This is a genomic window from Buchnera aphidicola (Cinara curtihirsuta) (assembly GCF_900698895.1).
GTDB classification, from domain to species: domain Bacteria; phylum Pseudomonadota; class Gammaproteobacteria; order Enterobacterales; family Enterobacteriaceae; genus Buchnera_F; species Buchnera_F aphidicola_AX.
The window spans coordinates 314010-329311 of the sequence record NZ_LR217700.1 but is presented as its reverse complement, the minus strand read 5'-3'; the positions used below and the strand labels follow the sequence as shown (position 1 = coordinate 329311).

Below are 15302 nucleotides of genomic sequence, written 5' to 3'. Positions count from 1 at the left end.
ACATATAAAGAGGATTTATGAAAAAATTGGTTGGTTTTATTGGATGGAGAGGTATGGTTGGATCAGTTTTATTAGATCGTTTACAGAAAAAAAATGATTTTTTTAATTTTCGATCAGTTTTTTTTACTACATCTCAGTTTAATGGCAAGTCTCCAAAAGTATTAAATTGTGTTTCCTCTAATTTAGAAGATGCATATAATATTGATTATTTAGTTACATTAGATATTATTGTTTCATGTCAAGGAGAAAAATATACACGATATATTTATTCAAAATTAAAGAATTTTGGTTGGAAGGGTTATTGGATTGATGCATCTTCTTTTTTGAGAATGAATAAAAAATCAATTATTGTATTAGATCCAGTTAATTTTAGTTCTATACAATCAGGTATTAATAAAGGGATTAAGACTTTTGTAGGTGGAAATTGTACTGTTAGTCTTATGTTAATGGCTTTAGGAGGTTTATTTTCTCATAATCTTATTGACTGGATTTCTGTTGCTACGTATCAATCTGTTTCAGGTAGTGGATCTAAATCAATGTTAGAATTATTAGAACAGATAGGATTTGTTTATAAAAATATATCCAGTTATTTAGTTTCTTCAAAAAAATCTATTCTAGAAATAGAAAAAATATTTACTTGTTCTTTAAATAGAATAAATTTTTCTGAAAAAAAAATAAAATCTCCATTACTAGGGAATTTAATTCCGTGGATTGATAAATTAATGGATAATGGACAAACAAAAGAAGAATGGAAAGGTTCAGTAGAAGCAAATAAAATTTTAGATTCTAAAAAAAATATTCCTATTGATGGAGTATGTGTTAGAGTTCCTTCTTTAAGATGTCATAGTCAAGCCTTTACTATTAAATTAAACTGTGATATTTCGATAAAAGAAATTAAATCATTAATTATTTCTCATAATAAATGGGTCAAAGTTATTAAAAATGATTTTGATTCTACAATAAATCAATTAAACCCTTTAAAAGTTTCAAGTACATTAGACATTCCAATAGGAAGAATAAAAAAAATGAATATAGGGAAAAAATATTTATCTGCTTTTTCTATAGGAGATCAATTATTATGGGGTGCTGCAGAACCATTACGTCGGATTTTAAATATATTAATAAATATTTAATTAAATTTATTTTTATTAAATAATTTTTAATATTTTTTTTTTTTTATTTTTATAAGATGTTGATATGGAATATATTTTAGTGAACTAGATAATAATTTATGTTTCATAAATCGACAAAAGAAGATAATATCTTTATTACTAAATTTGTCATTAGTTATAACTAGAATTTTCCCTCTTTTTTTTGTTTTTCTGACTTTTTTTCTTAATGTTAATATTACATCAGGACATTTTAATCCTGATAAATTTAAGATATATATCATTATACTTTTCTCTTATATAAGTATTTTTATTAAATATTTAATTTTAATTAAAAATAATTGATAGTGTTTTTAAATGCATCCAGATATTTTTTTTTTGATTTTTTTGAATACATAATTCTATTTTCTTAAGTATTTTTAATGTTAATTGAATTATATCGGTAGAATTATTTTTTATTAAATGATTTAATAAAATTGGATTTATTTTATTTGTTTTATTAACATTAATAAATTTATTTCCTAAATCTTGTTTATATAAAATCATGTATATTAATTCTTTATATGCGCGTATTAATGTTACAAAATCATATTTTTGTTTTTTTAGAATTTTTAATATTTGAATTGATTTTTCTTTTTCATTATAAATAATTGATTTAATCCAGTCATTATAATTTAATATTTGAGTTTTTTTATAATATTTATATATCATTTTTTTTGTAATAAGAGTATTAGGATATAATAAAATTATATTTTTTAATAAATTTATAAAATATTGTTTGTTGATATATATATTTTTTAAAAAAAAATTTTTTGCTTCTAAAGTCATAGAGTTTTTTCTTTTTTTTATAGTATCATTAATCCAATATTTTATATTATTTACATAGGATAAAGAGTTATTTATTACTACACTAGTATTTTTAAAATAACTATAAAAAAATTTTTTACATAGAAAGTTATAATATAAATTTGGAAAACAAAAAATTTTTATAATATTATTTTGAGAGTAAAATTCTATTTGCTTCATTTTATTTTGTAGATTTATAGACATAATTGAATCATAAATAGTTATGCTAAAAATTTTTTTTTTTTTAAATAAATCTTGTTTTTTAAATTTTTCAAAAATACGATTCCAATCATTATTATTATTTATAATTAACTCTTTTTTTATAATATTATATTTTTTTTTTATATTATTTAAAATAATATTTTTGTTTTTTTTTATAAAAATATATTCAGATTCTAAAATAATATATGTAAATATTTTTTTATTATTAATATAACTTTTTAAATTTATAGTATCTGTAAACATAGATTATCTTTTTAGTAGAAAACAATTAAATTATAATGAATTTTTTTTTAATAAAACAAAATTAATAATTTTATATGGTATAAAAATTATTTTTTTAATAATCATATTATAAAAATATTTTTTTATCTCTTTTTTAATTAAAATTAATTTAATAATTTCTTTTTTTGATAGATTATTTTTTATTTTTATAAAATTTCTTTTTTTTCCATTAATTTGAATTATTAGAGTATAAGTATCTTGTATAATTAATTTATTAATAGGTTTTGGCCAGCTTTCTGTATCAATATTATTTTTTTTATTTTTTATTTTTCTCCATAATATAAAACAAATATGTGGTGTAAAAGGATATAACATCTTTATAATGGTTTCTAAAGATATTTTTAGGTTTTTTTCATCTATTCTTTTTTTATTATATAGTTTTATAATATAGTTAAGGAATTTTATTATATGAGCTATAGCAGTATTATATGAAGTTTTTTTGTCAATATCATTAGTAACATTAATAATTGTTTTATTTAAATTGTATTTTATTTTTTCTTGATCATAACTGTGTTTTTTGGATATATTTTTTCTTTTTTTTAAATTAACTGTATGGGTGAAATTCCATATTTTTTTTAAAAATCTATACATTCCAATAATACTAGTAGAATTCCATTCTAGTGATGTATTTATTGGAGCGGCAAACATCAAAAATAAACGTAATGTATCAGCGCCATATTTTTTTATAATTTTATCTGGATCTATACCATTATTTTTTGATTTTGACATTTTTATTTTTCCGGCATAGATGATTTTATTTAAACAGTTTTTTTTTGAAACTTTAATAATTTTTCCATAAATATTACGAGTAATGCTTAATTTAGATTGTGATAACCATTCTTTACTTCCGTCATTATTATAGGTATAAAACGAATCAATTATTACCATTCCCTGACAAATTAATTTTTTTACCGGTTCTTTAGAGTTTACATACCCAAAATCATATAATAATTTATGAAAAAAACGAAAATATATTAAATGCATAACAGCATGTTCAATTCCGCCAATATATTGATCTACTGGTAACCAGTATTTTGTTGATTTTGAATCTAAAATATCTTTTTTAAATTTGGGATTAGTGTATCTTGCATAATACCATGAAGATTCCATAAATGTATCAAATGTATCAGTTTCTCTGGTTGCATTTTTTCCAGATATTTTAATTTTTAACCAATTTTTATATGATAGTAATGATTTTGGTTTATTGTCTTGATATATATAATTAGGTAAAATTACTGGCAATTTTTTTTCTTCTACTGGAATTATTTTATTTTTGTGATTAGTTATCATAGGTATTGGGGCTCCCCAATATCTTTGTCTAGAAATACACCAATCTTTTATTTTATAATATGTACATGATTTTGCTATTTTTCTAGATATTAAAACATTGAAAATAGTTTTACGCGCTTCTAATATAGTCAATCCATTAAATTCTAAACTATTAATTAAATATTTTTCTTGATTATTTTTAGTAGAATCAGAAAATATTAATTTGATAGGTATATTATTTAATTTAGCAAATAAATAATCTATTTTGCTATTACAAGGAACAGCCATAATTGCTCCAGAAGCATAATCATGTTTTACATAATTAGTTATCCATAAGGGTATTTTTTCTTGAGTTAAAGGATGTAATATAAATAAATTTGTATTAACTCCAATTAAACTATTGTTATTTTGAAAATTAGTATTTATTATATCTGGATTATTTTTTAAAAATTGATTGATTTGAATATTATTTTTAAGAAATTCATTAATTAATGGATGATGTATTGATATTGCAAAAAATGTTATACCCATTATAGTTTCAGGTTTTGTAGTATATATTTTTAAAAAATAATTTATATTATATACCTTACATTTTATTTGAATACCTTTTGATTTTCCTATCCAATTTTTTTGCATTGAAATTACTTCTTTAGGCCATTTGTCTAATAGTTTTAAATCTTTTAATAAAGTATTTGCATATTTTTTAATTTTAATAAACCATTGTGATATTTTTTTTAATTTAATTTTTGATCCACATCTCCAACATACTCCATTTTGAGATTGTTCATTTGCTAGTACTGTTTTATCAAATTCACACCAATTAACTAAAGTTTTTTTCTTATATACTAAATTTTTTTTAAATAATTTTATAAAAAAAGATTGTTCCCATTTGTAGTATTCTGGTTTACATGTTGTAATTTCTCTATCCCAATCATAACTAAATCCTAATGACTGTAATTGTTTTTTCATTATAGAAATATTATGAAATGTCCATTTTTTAGGTGAAATTTTATTTTTTATTGCAGTTTCTTCAGCAGGTAATCCAAAAGCATCCCATCCAATAGGATGTAATACATTTTTTCCTAACATTCTTTGATAACGAGCAATAACATCACTAATTGTATAGTTTCTTACATGTCCCATGTGTAATTTCCCTGAAGGGTAGGGAATCATAGGTAAACAATAGAATTTTTCTTTTTCTTTGTTTTCTTTAACAGAAAATATTTTTTTTTTATACCAATAATTTTGAACAAATAATTCGATTTTTTTAGGATTGTATTCATTATTTTTCATAATTTTTCCTATTAATAAATCTCTTTATATAAATTTTTTAAAAATAAAAAAAATTTTATAGAGATATTATATATAAAGTATTTTTTATTTTAATTTTTATTAATCATGAATATAATATGGGTTACGAAAACCTAATTTCATCATTATTTTTTTTTCAACTTTTTCCATTTTTTTTCTATCCTTTTGAGTATCATGTTTATAATTTATTAAATGTAATGCTGAATGAATAGACATATGTGCCCAATGTTCTAGTACATTTTTTTTTAAATTTCTAGCTTCTTTATTAATATATGGAGCACATAAAATTATATCTCCTATATAAAATAAAAAATTTTTTTTTATACTTAAATGTATAGTTGATTTAAAAGATAAAACATTAGTGGGTATACTTTTATTTCTATATTTTTTATTAAGAAATTTTATTTCTTCTATATTTACTAATCGAATAGTAATTTCTATATTTTTTTTTTTAAAAACTTCTTTTAACCATAATAAAAAATTTTTTTTTTTTGGAAAAAAAAATATTTTTTTTACATGCTTTTTGGATGTATATTTTCATATAATTATTTTTTTTATTACTTATTATTTTTTTATAAATAAGGAAAGTTTATTAATAATAAATATTATTTTTTATTTAATTATTCCTTTTAAATATGAATTATAGTTAATATCTATTACTTTTAATTGTATAAAGGTTCCAATATGTTTAGGATTTCCTTCAAAATGAATAATTCTATTATTTTCTGTTCTACCATATAATTCTTGGATATTATTTTTTGCAATTCCTTCTACTAATACTTCCTGAGTAGTACCTAACATTCTTCTTCTCCATTGAAATGATTGTTGATTGATTTTTTTTTGCAATATATAAAGTCGATTTTTTTTTTCTTCAATTGAAGTATTATCTTCTAATTTAGAAGCTCTAGTACCTGGTCGTTTAGAATAAATAAAACTATAACTAGTATCAAAGTTAATTTTTGAAACAAAATTTAGTGTTTTTTCAAAATCTTCTTGAGTTTCTCCTGGAAATCCAATGATAAAATCAGAACTAATACTTATTTTAGGTCGTATATGTTTTAATTTATTTATTATATTTTCATATACTTCTATAGTATAACCTCTTTTCATTAATCGTAAAATTTTATTTGAGCCACTTTGTACGGGTAAGTGTAGAAAATTTGTTAATTGAGGTATATATTTATATGATTCAATAATATCATCACTAAAATCCATTGGATGACTTGTAATATATCTAATTCTATTAATTTCAGGAATTTCTGATATAGAATATAATAAATCTGAAAAATTATATTTTTTTTTATTAAATTTATTATTTATATGATATGAATTAACATTTTGCCCTAATAAGATTATTTCTTTTACACCAATTTCAGTAAGTTTTTTTATTTCTAAAATAATTTCTTTATTATTCCTACTAATTTCTTTTCCTCTAGTGTACGGAACAATACAAAAAGAGCAATATTTATTACATCCTTCCATTATGGTAACAAATGAGGTAAATTTTTTTTTTGTTTGTTTTAAAGGTGAATAATCAAATTTTTTTAATGATTTTTCTTTTATATCAATAATTAAATTCTTATTTATATAAGCTTGATATATTAATTGAGGTAATTTATGTAAACTTTGAGTTCCAAATATAATATTAATAAATTTTGCTCGTTTATATATATTCTCGCCTTCTTGAGTAGCTACGCATCCACCTATAGCTATTATAATATTAGAATTTTTTTTTTTAAACTTTTTCCATCTTCCTAATTGATGAAATAATTTTTCTTGTGCTTTTTCTCTAATTGAACATGTGTTTAGAATTAAAATATCAGATATTTCTGGTTGATTTACAAAAGTAAATTTTTTTTCTTTGTATAATATATTTTTTATGATGGAAGAATCATGTTCATTCATTTGACACCCCCATGTTTTAATATATATTTTTTTTTTATCTTTTTTTTTATTCATAAGTAATATTTTTGTTTTTTAAAATACATTCGTTTAGAATATATATTTTTGATTTAAATGAAAATAAATAATTTATTTTATAATACATATTGTATAAATAATATATATACAATATATATTTATTTTCTATCAATATATTAATTATACTGATGTTTCTAACTCTAACATTTCTTTTATTTTTTGTCTTCTTCTAATTAATTTAAATTTATTTTTTTTGTATAATATTTCAGGAATTAATGGTCTACTATTATAATTAGATGACATAGATGAACCATATGCCCCGGTATCATGTATAATAATGTAATCTCCGGGAGAGACTTTAGGAATTTTTCTATGAAATATTACTCCTGTTTTTTTTAAAGTAAATACATCTCCTGATTCACATAAAGGACCCGCAATAATACTTTTAATTATAGTATTATTTTTTATTTTTTTTTTATTTTTATGTAATACTGAAATTTTATGGTAACTACCATATAAAATAGGTCGTATTAAATCATTAAATCCTGAATTTAAGATTACAAAAATATTTTGTCCCATCTTTTTTACTGAGTATACTTTAGCAACTAAAATACCAGATTGTCCAACAAGAAAACGACCTGGTTCAATTTCTAATTGAATCGAACAATTCAATATAGAGGAAATTATTTTTTTAGTTTCATTCCATTTTTTAAAATAATTGTCAATATTAATTTTTTTATCTCGGGATCTATAAGGTATATTTAGACCTCCTCCGGCAGATATAAATTTTATTTTTTTATTTATTTTGATTGCATATTTTTTCATAGAATTACAAATATTGTATAAATTTTTTTCATTTATTCCTGATCCAATATGTATGTGTAAACCAATTAGATTAAGATCATATTTTTTAATAACTGACAATGCTTCATCAGTATTCCAAATTCCATGTTTACTATTTTCTCCTCCTGTATTTGTTTTAATATGATGTCCATCTCCAAATTTAGGATTAATTCTAATCCAAATAGGATGTTTCGGAGATATTTTTCCTATTTTTTTTAACATATCAATTGATCCTGCATTAACAGGAATATTATTTTTTATAACTACTTTTAAAACTTTATTTTCTATAATATCAGATGTAAAAACAATATCATTATTATTTGATTTAAATCCAGCAATAAATGCTCTTTTTATTTCTCCTAATGAAACTGCATCAACTTTTATATTATAACTTTTCATTAATTTTAAAATATGTATATTAGAACAAGATTTTTGTGCAAAACGAATAATATCAAACTTTTTTAGTTTTTTTATTTGTTTTATAATAATATCTGCATTATATATCCACATTGGAGTTTTATATTTTTTTATTAAATACAGTATTTTGCTTCTTGGTAATACTTTTTTTTTTACTTTAGTTGTAAAACATATATTTTTTTTCATATTATTTTTTTTAATGAATTATTTGAATATATTTTATTTTTTAAATAAAAATATTATGTTTAATATATATAATTTGATTATATATTTATTTTATGATTTTTTATATTTTATTTTTTTTAAATTATTTAATAAAGAATAAATTATGTTTATTATTTATATAATATTTTTTTTTAAAATAGGAAAAAGTATAACATCTCTAATATTTTTTTGATTGGTCATAATCATAATTAATCTATCAATTCCTATACCTAAACCAGCAGTAGGCGGTAATCCATGTTCTAATGCTGTGATATAATCTTTATCATAATAAAAATTTTTTGATATATTTATATTTTCTTTTTGTAATTCTTGTATTTTAAATCTTTTTTTTTGTTCTTCTGGATCATTTAATTCAGAAAAACCATTGGCAATTTCATATCCTGATATAAAAAACTCAAATCTTTCTGCAAATTTATCATTTTTTTTAGCTAATGGAGAAATTTCTATTGGATATTCAGTAATAAATGTAGGAGAAATAATTTTTTTTTCTGTAGTTTTTTCAAAAATTAAGTGAATTAATTCTCCGAGAGAGTTACATAATTTTGTATTTAAATTAAGTTTTTTTGCTATTTTTTTTGTTTTTTTTATATTTTTAAAATCAGATATATGGATATTTTTATTAAATTTTAATATTGATTCAATCATTGTCATTTTTCTAATAGGTTTTTCAAAATTTAATTCATGTTTATCATATTTAATAATTAAAGAATTAAATATATTTTTTACTAAAAATCTACATAGTTTTTCTAAAAGAATCATCATATCAGTATAATGACTATAGGACATATAAATTTCCATCATAGTAAATTCAGGGTTATGTCGAGTTGATAATCCTTCATTTCGAAAATTTCTATTTATTTCAAAAATTTTGTCAAAACCGCCGACAATTAGTCTTTTTAAATATAATTCTGGTGCAACTCGTAAGTACATTCTTTCATTTAATGCATTATGGTAAGTAACAAAGGGTTTTGCATTAGCTCCCCCTGGAATTGGATGCATCATTGGAGTTTCAACTTCTAGAAAATCTTTTTTTTTCATAAAAGAACGAATATTAGAAATAATATACGATCTTTTTTTAAATATTTTTGTTACATTAGAATTAGATAATAAATCTAAATATCTTTTTCTATATTTTATTTCTTTATTTTGTAACCCGGAATATTTATCTGGTAAAGGTCTTAATGATTTAGTTAATAAATATATTTTTTTACAATAAATAGATAATTCTAATGTATTTGTTTTAAATAATATTCCTTTAACTCCAATTATATCTCCTAAATCTAATTCAATAATATAATTTTTATAGTAATTACTTGTAAATAAATTACTTTTTATATATATTTGAATTTTATAATTATCATGTTGTATGACAAAAAAAGAAGCTTTACCTAAAATTCTTTTTTTAATTATACGTCCCGCAATACTAATTTGGTAATTTATTTTTTTTAAATCGCTTTTTGTATGATCTTTATATAAACAATATATTGTTTTAATTGTTTTTGTGTATTTGAATGTATTAGGAAAATTAAAACCTTTTTGACGTAATTGAATTAATTTATTTTTTCTTATAAAAATTTCTTTATTTGATAAAATTTTTTCTTTTTTGAATGTAATTTTTTTAAGCATTTTTTATTTTTAAAATCCCATTTTTAAATTTGTTTCAATAAATTGATTTAAATCACCATTTAAAATATTATGTATATCATTTCTTTCAATATTTGTTCGAAGATCTTTAATTCTAGAATCATCTAATATGTATGAACGAATTTGGTTCCCCCATTTTATATCTAGTTTATTTTTATTAATATTTTCTTTTTCTATGTTTTTTTTTTTAATTTCTAGATTATATAATTTTGCTTTTAATTGGTTTATTGCGGTATTTTTATTTTTATGTTGTGATCGATCATTTTGACATTGTGTAACAATTCCTGTAGGAATATGAGTAATTCTTACAGCTGATTCCGTTCGATTTACATGTTGCCCGCCGGCTCCTGATGCCCTATATACGTCAATTCTTAAATTTTCTGTTTTAATATTTATTTGAATATCTTTTTTTACTTCAGGATATACAAATATTGAACTAAAGGAAGTATGTCTTTTATTTCCTGAATCAAAAGGACTTTTTCGAACTAATCTATGAATACCAGTTTCTGTGCGAAACCACCCGAACGCGAAATTACCTTTAATTTTTAATGTAACAGATTTTATTCCCTTGTTTTCTCCTATTGATTCTGTGATAATTTTTGTTTTAAAATTTTTACTAAATGAATATTTTAAATACATTCTTAATAACATTTTTGTCCAGTCTTGTGATTCTATTCCTCCTGATCCTGACTGTATATCCATATAACAATTATTTTTATCATTTTTATTTTTAAACATAGCATATATTTCTAATTTATTTATTTTTTTTTTTAATTTTAAATATTGTACATTTATTTCTTCCATTATAGAAAAATCTTTTTCTTTATTAAATATTTTTATCCAGCATTCTATTTCTTTTAATATTTTAATTAATTTTTTAATTTTATATATTTTTTTAAATAATATATTTTTTTTTTTATATAATTTTGATATTATTTCATAATTTTTATTTAATATTAATTTTTTTATTTTTTTATTAATTTTTTTTATTTTTTTATTTATATAACAATAGTCAAAGATTCCTCTTTAATAAATTAATTTTGTTTTTTATTTTTTTTATCTTTTTTTGCAAAGTAGTTTGATCAAACATTTTTTTCTCTTTTTAAAAATATTTTTAAATATATTTTTTTATAAATTGTATTTTTTTTAAAAAAATATATTATAAATAATAGGTTATATAAGTTTCTCTATAATATAGTTATTTTTTTTATAAACATCAATAATTTTTATTACATTATATAATAATGTTATATTTACATTTTTTAAATATTTGAAAAAAGGTTTTTTATGAAAAATTATATTTTTAATAATAAAATTATTTATTTAAGTAAAGATTTACCCATAACATATATGAATTTAGATGGATGGTCTATAATATGTGTAACTGGTTTAGATAAAAAAAAATATTTAAACGGTCAATTTACTATTGATATAAATATGATTAGTCATGATAACTACAAATTTGGAGCTCATTGTAATATTAATGGAAAAGTATGGACTTCTTTTTTAATATTTCAATATAAACATTTTTTTATATATATTGTTAGATCGTCAGTATGTAAAAGACATATACATGAATTAAAAAAATATTCTTTATTTTCTAAAGTTAATATTTTTGAAGAAAAAAAATTTTGTTTATTTGGATTATGTGGTTTAAATTCATCTAAACTGTTAGAAAATTTTTTTTCTATAAAATTAAATAAAAAAAAATCCGTTTTAGTTATTCAAAATATAATTATTTTAAAAATTAATAAACCAATTGAAAGATTTTTAATTATTGCATATAAAAAATATTTAGTTGATCTATTAAGATTTATAAATTGTAAGGCAAAATATAGTAATGGAATGCAGTGGCTAGAGTTAGATATTGAATCTTGTTTTCCTATTATGAATAAAGAAATAATGGGTCATTTTATATTACAGTCTTTAGATTTAAAAAAATGGGATGCTATTAATTTTAATAAAGGTTGTTACTATGGACAGGAAATACTATGTAAATATGAAAATAAAAAAATAAATAAATTTATTATTTGCTCTGTAATAGGTAAAAGTAATAACTATAATGCTACGTACATATTTGAACCTATTGAATATAAGGACATTTCTGGTAATAGATGTAATGCAGGTATGGTATTATCATGGGTTCATATTTATAAAAAAAAAATATTATTACAAGTTCGTATGAAAAAAAATTTTTTTAAAAAAGAAAATGTTTTTTTTTTATCATCTCACCAAGATATTAATTTTAAAATATATAATATTTAATTTTTTTTAAAAAAATATTTTATTTGTAACAATAAATATTGTTTATTTTAATAAAAATTTTTAATATTTATATTTTTTATATTATAAAAAGAATCTTTTAATAAAAGAAAGATTCTCTTTATTAATTATAAAAAAATATTATTTTTATATAAATAAAAATAAATATTTTTATAAAAATATTATTTTTTTTTGGCTTTTTTTCTATCACTTTCTTTTAAATGTATTTTTCTAAATCTTATTGATTTTGGTGTAATTTCTACTAATTCATCATCATTTACAAAGTTAAGAGCGTATTCTAATGTAATTTTTATAGGGGTAATTAAATTTATAGCTTCATCTGTTCCGGATGCTCGCATATTTGTTAATTTTTTTCCTGTTAAACAATTAACAGTTAGATCATTTGATCTATTATGTATTCCTACGATCTGTCCTTCATACACTTTTTCTCCATGCTTAATAAACATTTTTCCTCTATTTTGTAGATTAGAAATTGAAAATGAAACAGCTGTTCCTGTATTCTTAGAAATAAGAACTCCATTTTTTCTTTGTCCAAATTGATGTTTTTGTATAGGTCCATAATGACTAATAGAAGAAAAGAAAGTTCCTTCTCCAGAGGTTAGATTCATAAATTCAGATCTAAATCCAATTAATGATCTACTAGATAGTATACATTCAATTTGTATTCTATCCTGTTCGCTATTTGTAAGATTTTGTATATCTCCTCTTAATTCACCCAATTTTTTTATTAATTGTCCTTGATTTTTTTTATTAATATTTAATAATACAAGTTCGAAGGGTTCAGTTAAAATGTTATTTTTCTTTTTTAAAATTACCTTAGGTCTTGAAACCTCTAATTCAAAATTTTCTCTACGTAATTGTTCTAATAAAATTGATAAATGTAACTCTCCTCTCCCAGAAACAGAGAAAATATTTGAATCTTTTGTTTCGTTAACTTTTAAAGATATATTACGAATTGTTTCCTTTTTTAAACGTTCAAGAATTTGCCTAGAAGTTACATATTTACCTTCCTGACCACAAAATGGTGATTGATTTACACAAAACAACATATTTACTGTAGGATTATCTATTTTTAAATTAGGTAATGGATTTAAAGATTCTGGGTTGCAAATAGTATCTGATATTTCAAGATTATTTAAACCAGTAATTGAAATTATATCTCCAGCAACTGCTTTTTTTATTTTTTTTTGTTTTAAACCGTAAAATTTTAATATATTGTTAATTTTTCCTGTATAAATTTTTTTTTTATTTCTTAAAACTGAAACTATTTGATTAACTTGTAATTGTCCTTGTTGTATTTTCCCAATTCCAATTATTCCGAAATAATTATTAAAGTCTAGTTGTGAAATTTGCATTTGAAGAAAATTTTTTTTTGTTATTTTAGGTTTTGGTGTATATTCTATAATAGCATTTAATAATGGAATCATATTGTTTTTCATTTTATTAGGATTACTTCCTGATTTTCCTAATAAAGCTGATGTATATATTATTGGAAAATCTAATTGTTCATCATTTGCTGATAGATTAACAAATAAATCAAATATCTGATTAATAACCCAATCAGGTCTAATAGTAGATCTATCCATTTTATTAATTATAATAATCGGTTTGATATTATATAAAAATGATTTCTTTGTGACATATCTTGTTTGAGGCATGGGTCCTTCAAAAGCATCTACTACTAATAAAACAGAATCTACCATAGATAATATTCTTTCTACTTCTCCACCAAAATCTGCATGTCCAGGTGTATCAATAATATTTATATGATATTTATTCCATTTTATAGATGTATGTTTAGATAAAATAGTAATTCCTCTTTCTTTTTCTAATTCATTTGAGTCCATAATTCTATCAATTTTTTCTTCATGTTTCTCAAATGTACCAGATTGTCTTAATAATTGATCAAGTAGAGTTGTTTTCCCATGATCAACGTGTGCAATAATAGCAATATTTCTGATTTTTGTATTCATATAAATGCCAATTTTTTTCAATAGTGAGATGATATATAATTTTATAAGTTTATTTTTATATAAAATAATCTTTTTATTTAAATTTTTTATTTTTATATAAAAATTTATATATATTTTACATGTTTTTTCTATATATAAATAAAATCATATTAATTTTAATTAACTTATTATTATTTAATTTTAATATTTTAAATAAATTCTATTTTATCAGTTATAATTTAATATATTTAGTGTATAATTATATTTTTATTTTACAATATTTTTTTATAAAGATGAATATTTTAAAAATTAATTATATTTTTATAAAAAATTAATTTAATTAATTAAAAAGGAAAATATTTATTGAAATATATAAATTTTAATAAAACATTTTTTTTAAAAAGTATTATGAATTATTATGAATTAAAATATTTTTCAGGAATAGAGATAGCTTTTTTAGGTTATTCTAATTCTGGTAAATCTAGTATAATTAATTGTTTATCTAATAATAATAAACTTGCTAGAGTTAGTAAATCACCTGGTTGTACTAATACTATAAATTTTTTTAATGTTTTATTAGATTTTAGATTAGTAGATTTTCCAGGATACGGGTATTCAAAAATAGATAATTTTACTAAAAAATTACTTGAAAAAAATATTTTTTTTTACTTAAAAAACAGAAAATGTTTAAAAGCTATTGTTATTTTATCTGACATTCGATTTTCTATAAAATCATTAGATAAAATTACTTTGAATATTTTAAAACATAGTTTATTACCCGTTTTAATTGTTTTAACAAAAAGTGACAAAGTATCTAAATATAATAAAAAAAAAAAATTATTACATTTACGAAATGAAATATCTAGTTTAAATATGAATATTACTATATGTAGTTTTTCTAAGTTTAATAAATCAGATATTTTTTTTATAAAAAATCAATTGTCTATATGGTATTTTTTATATAAAAATAAATAATTTA

12 protein-coding genes are annotated in these 15302 nt (G+C 19.9%); 3 read left to right on the top strand and 9 right to left on the bottom strand.

Annotation, left to right across the window (positions count from 1 at the left end; all coding sequences use genetic code 11):
- Positions 1-17 precede the first annotated feature (17 nt).
- Positions 18-1133 carry an aspartate-semialdehyde dehydrogenase gene (gene asd / locus BUCICURT3053_RS01455; RefSeq protein ID WP_154061243.1) on the top strand — a complete coding sequence of 372 codons (1116 nt, stop codon included), beginning with the start codon at positions 18-20 and terminating at the stop codon, positions 1131-1133.
- 26 nt (positions 1134-1159) lie between these two features.
- Here asd and BUCICURT3053_RS01450 read toward each other — a convergent pair whose 3' ends face one another.
- The 8 genes from BUCICURT3053_RS01450 to prfB all read right to left on the bottom strand — a co-directional run bounded on the left by BUCICURT3053_RS01450 (position 1160) and on the right by prfB (position 11178).
- The gene (locus tag BUCICURT3053_RS01450) at positions 1160-1393 is read right to left on the bottom strand and encodes a sulfurtransferase TusA family protein (protein ID WP_154061242.1); all 234 of its coding nucleotides are present in this window, start codon (positions 1391-1393) and stop codon (positions 1160-1162) included.
- A 43-nt stretch (positions 1394-1436) separates the two neighbouring features.
- On the bottom strand, positions 1437-2420 hold the full coding sequence (locus tag BUCICURT3053_RS01445; protein ID WP_154061241.1) for a hypothetical protein: 984 nt from the start codon (positions 2418-2420) through the stop codon (positions 1437-1439).
- Between the two features lie 30 nt (positions 2421-2450).
- Positions 2451-5021 (bottom strand): leucine--tRNA ligase, encoded by a 2571-nt coding sequence (leuS, locus tag BUCICURT3053_RS01440; RefSeq protein ID WP_154061240.1) that lies wholly within the window; start codon positions 5019-5021, stop codon positions 2451-2453.
- Positions 5022-5120: 99 nt separating this feature from the next.
- Complete coding sequence (gene ybeY, locus BUCICURT3053_RS01435) at positions 5121-5546, bottom strand: rRNA maturation RNase YbeY (protein ID WP_154061239.1); 426 nt, start codon at positions 5544-5546, stop codon at positions 5121-5123.
- 105 nt (positions 5547-5651) lie between these two features.
- Entirely contained in the window at positions 5652-6998 is a 1347-nt protein-coding gene (gene miaB / locus BUCICURT3053_RS01430) for a tRNA (N6-isopentenyl adenosine(37)-C2)-methylthiotransferase MiaB (RefSeq protein ID WP_154061238.1), read from the bottom strand.
- Positions 6999-7139: 141 nt separating this feature from the next.
- Entirely contained in the window at positions 7140-8405 is a 1266-nt protein-coding gene (gene lysA / locus BUCICURT3053_RS01425) for a diaminopimelate decarboxylase (protein ID WP_154061237.1), read from the bottom strand.
- Between the two features lie 153 nt (positions 8406-8558).
- The gene (gene lysS, locus BUCICURT3053_RS01420; protein WP_154061236.1) at positions 8559-10070 is read right to left on the bottom strand and encodes a lysine--tRNA ligase; all 1512 of its coding nucleotides are present in this window, start codon (positions 10068-10070) and stop codon (positions 8559-8561) included.
- 9 nt (positions 10071-10079) lie between these two features.
- A protein-coding gene (gene prfB, locus BUCICURT3053_RS01415; protein ID WP_154061235.1) for a peptide chain release factor 2 occupies positions 10080-11178 on the bottom strand; the annotation gives its coding sequence in 2 pieces (ribosomal slippage) (positions 10080-11102 and positions 11104-11178; 1098 coding nt in all).
- Between the two features lie 197 nt (positions 11179-11375).
- Between prfB and ygfZ the strand changes: the two genes are divergently transcribed.
- Entirely contained in the window at positions 11376-12353 is a 978-nt protein-coding gene (ygfZ, locus tag BUCICURT3053_RS01410; protein WP_154061234.1) for a tRNA-modifying protein YgfZ, read from the top strand.
- A gap of 179 nt (positions 12354-12532) precedes the next feature.
- On the opposite strand, the gene typA is transcribed toward ygfZ, so the two are convergent.
- Complete coding sequence (gene typA / locus BUCICURT3053_RS01405) at positions 12533-14344, bottom strand: translational GTPase TypA (protein ID WP_154061233.1); 1812 nt, start codon at positions 14342-14344, stop codon at positions 12533-12535.
- Between the two features lie 342 nt (positions 14345-14686).
- On the opposite strand from typA, the gene yihA reads away from it, so the two are divergent.
- Positions 14687-15298 carry a ribosome biogenesis GTP-binding protein YihA/YsxC gene (gene yihA / locus BUCICURT3053_RS01400; protein ID WP_269471955.1) on the top strand — a complete coding sequence of 204 codons (612 nt, stop codon included), beginning with the start codon at positions 14687-14689 and terminating at the stop codon, positions 15296-15298.
- Positions 15299-15302: the final 4 nt, after the last annotated feature.

Excerpts from the sequence above, each read along its gene's own strand:
- ygfZ (WP_154061234.1), top strand. The coding sequence starts at position 11,376 with ATGAAAAATTATATTTTTAATAATAAAATTATTTATTTAAGTAAAGAT.
- miaB (WP_154061238.1), bottom strand. The coding sequence starts at position 6,998 with ATGAATAAAAAAAAAGATAAAAAAAAAATATATATTAAAACATGGGGG.
- typA (WP_154061233.1), bottom strand. The coding sequence starts at position 14,344 with ATGAATACAAAAATCAGAAATATTGCTATTATTGCACACGTTGATCAT.
- BUCICURT3053_RS01450 (WP_154061242.1), bottom strand. The coding sequence starts at position 1,393 with ATGATATATATCTTAAATTTATCAGGATTAAAATGTCCTGATGTAATA.
- lysA (WP_154061237.1), bottom strand. The coding sequence starts at position 8,405 with ATGAAAAAAAATATATGTTTTACAACTAAAGTAAAAAAAAAAGTATTA.
- BUCICURT3053_RS01445 (WP_154061241.1), bottom strand. The coding sequence starts at position 2,420 with ATGTTTACAGATACTATAAATTTAAAAAGTTATATTAATAATAAAAAA.
- asd (WP_154061243.1), top strand. The coding sequence starts at position 18 with ATGAAAAAATTGGTTGGTTTTATTGGATGGAGAGGTATGGTTGGATCA.
- leuS (WP_154061240.1), bottom strand. The coding sequence starts at position 5,021 with ATGAAAAATAATGAATACAATCCTAAAAAAATCGAATTATTTGTTCAA.
- lysS (WP_154061236.1), bottom strand. The coding sequence starts at position 10,070 with ATGCTTAAAAAAATTACATTCAAAAAAGAAAAAATTTTATCAAATAAA.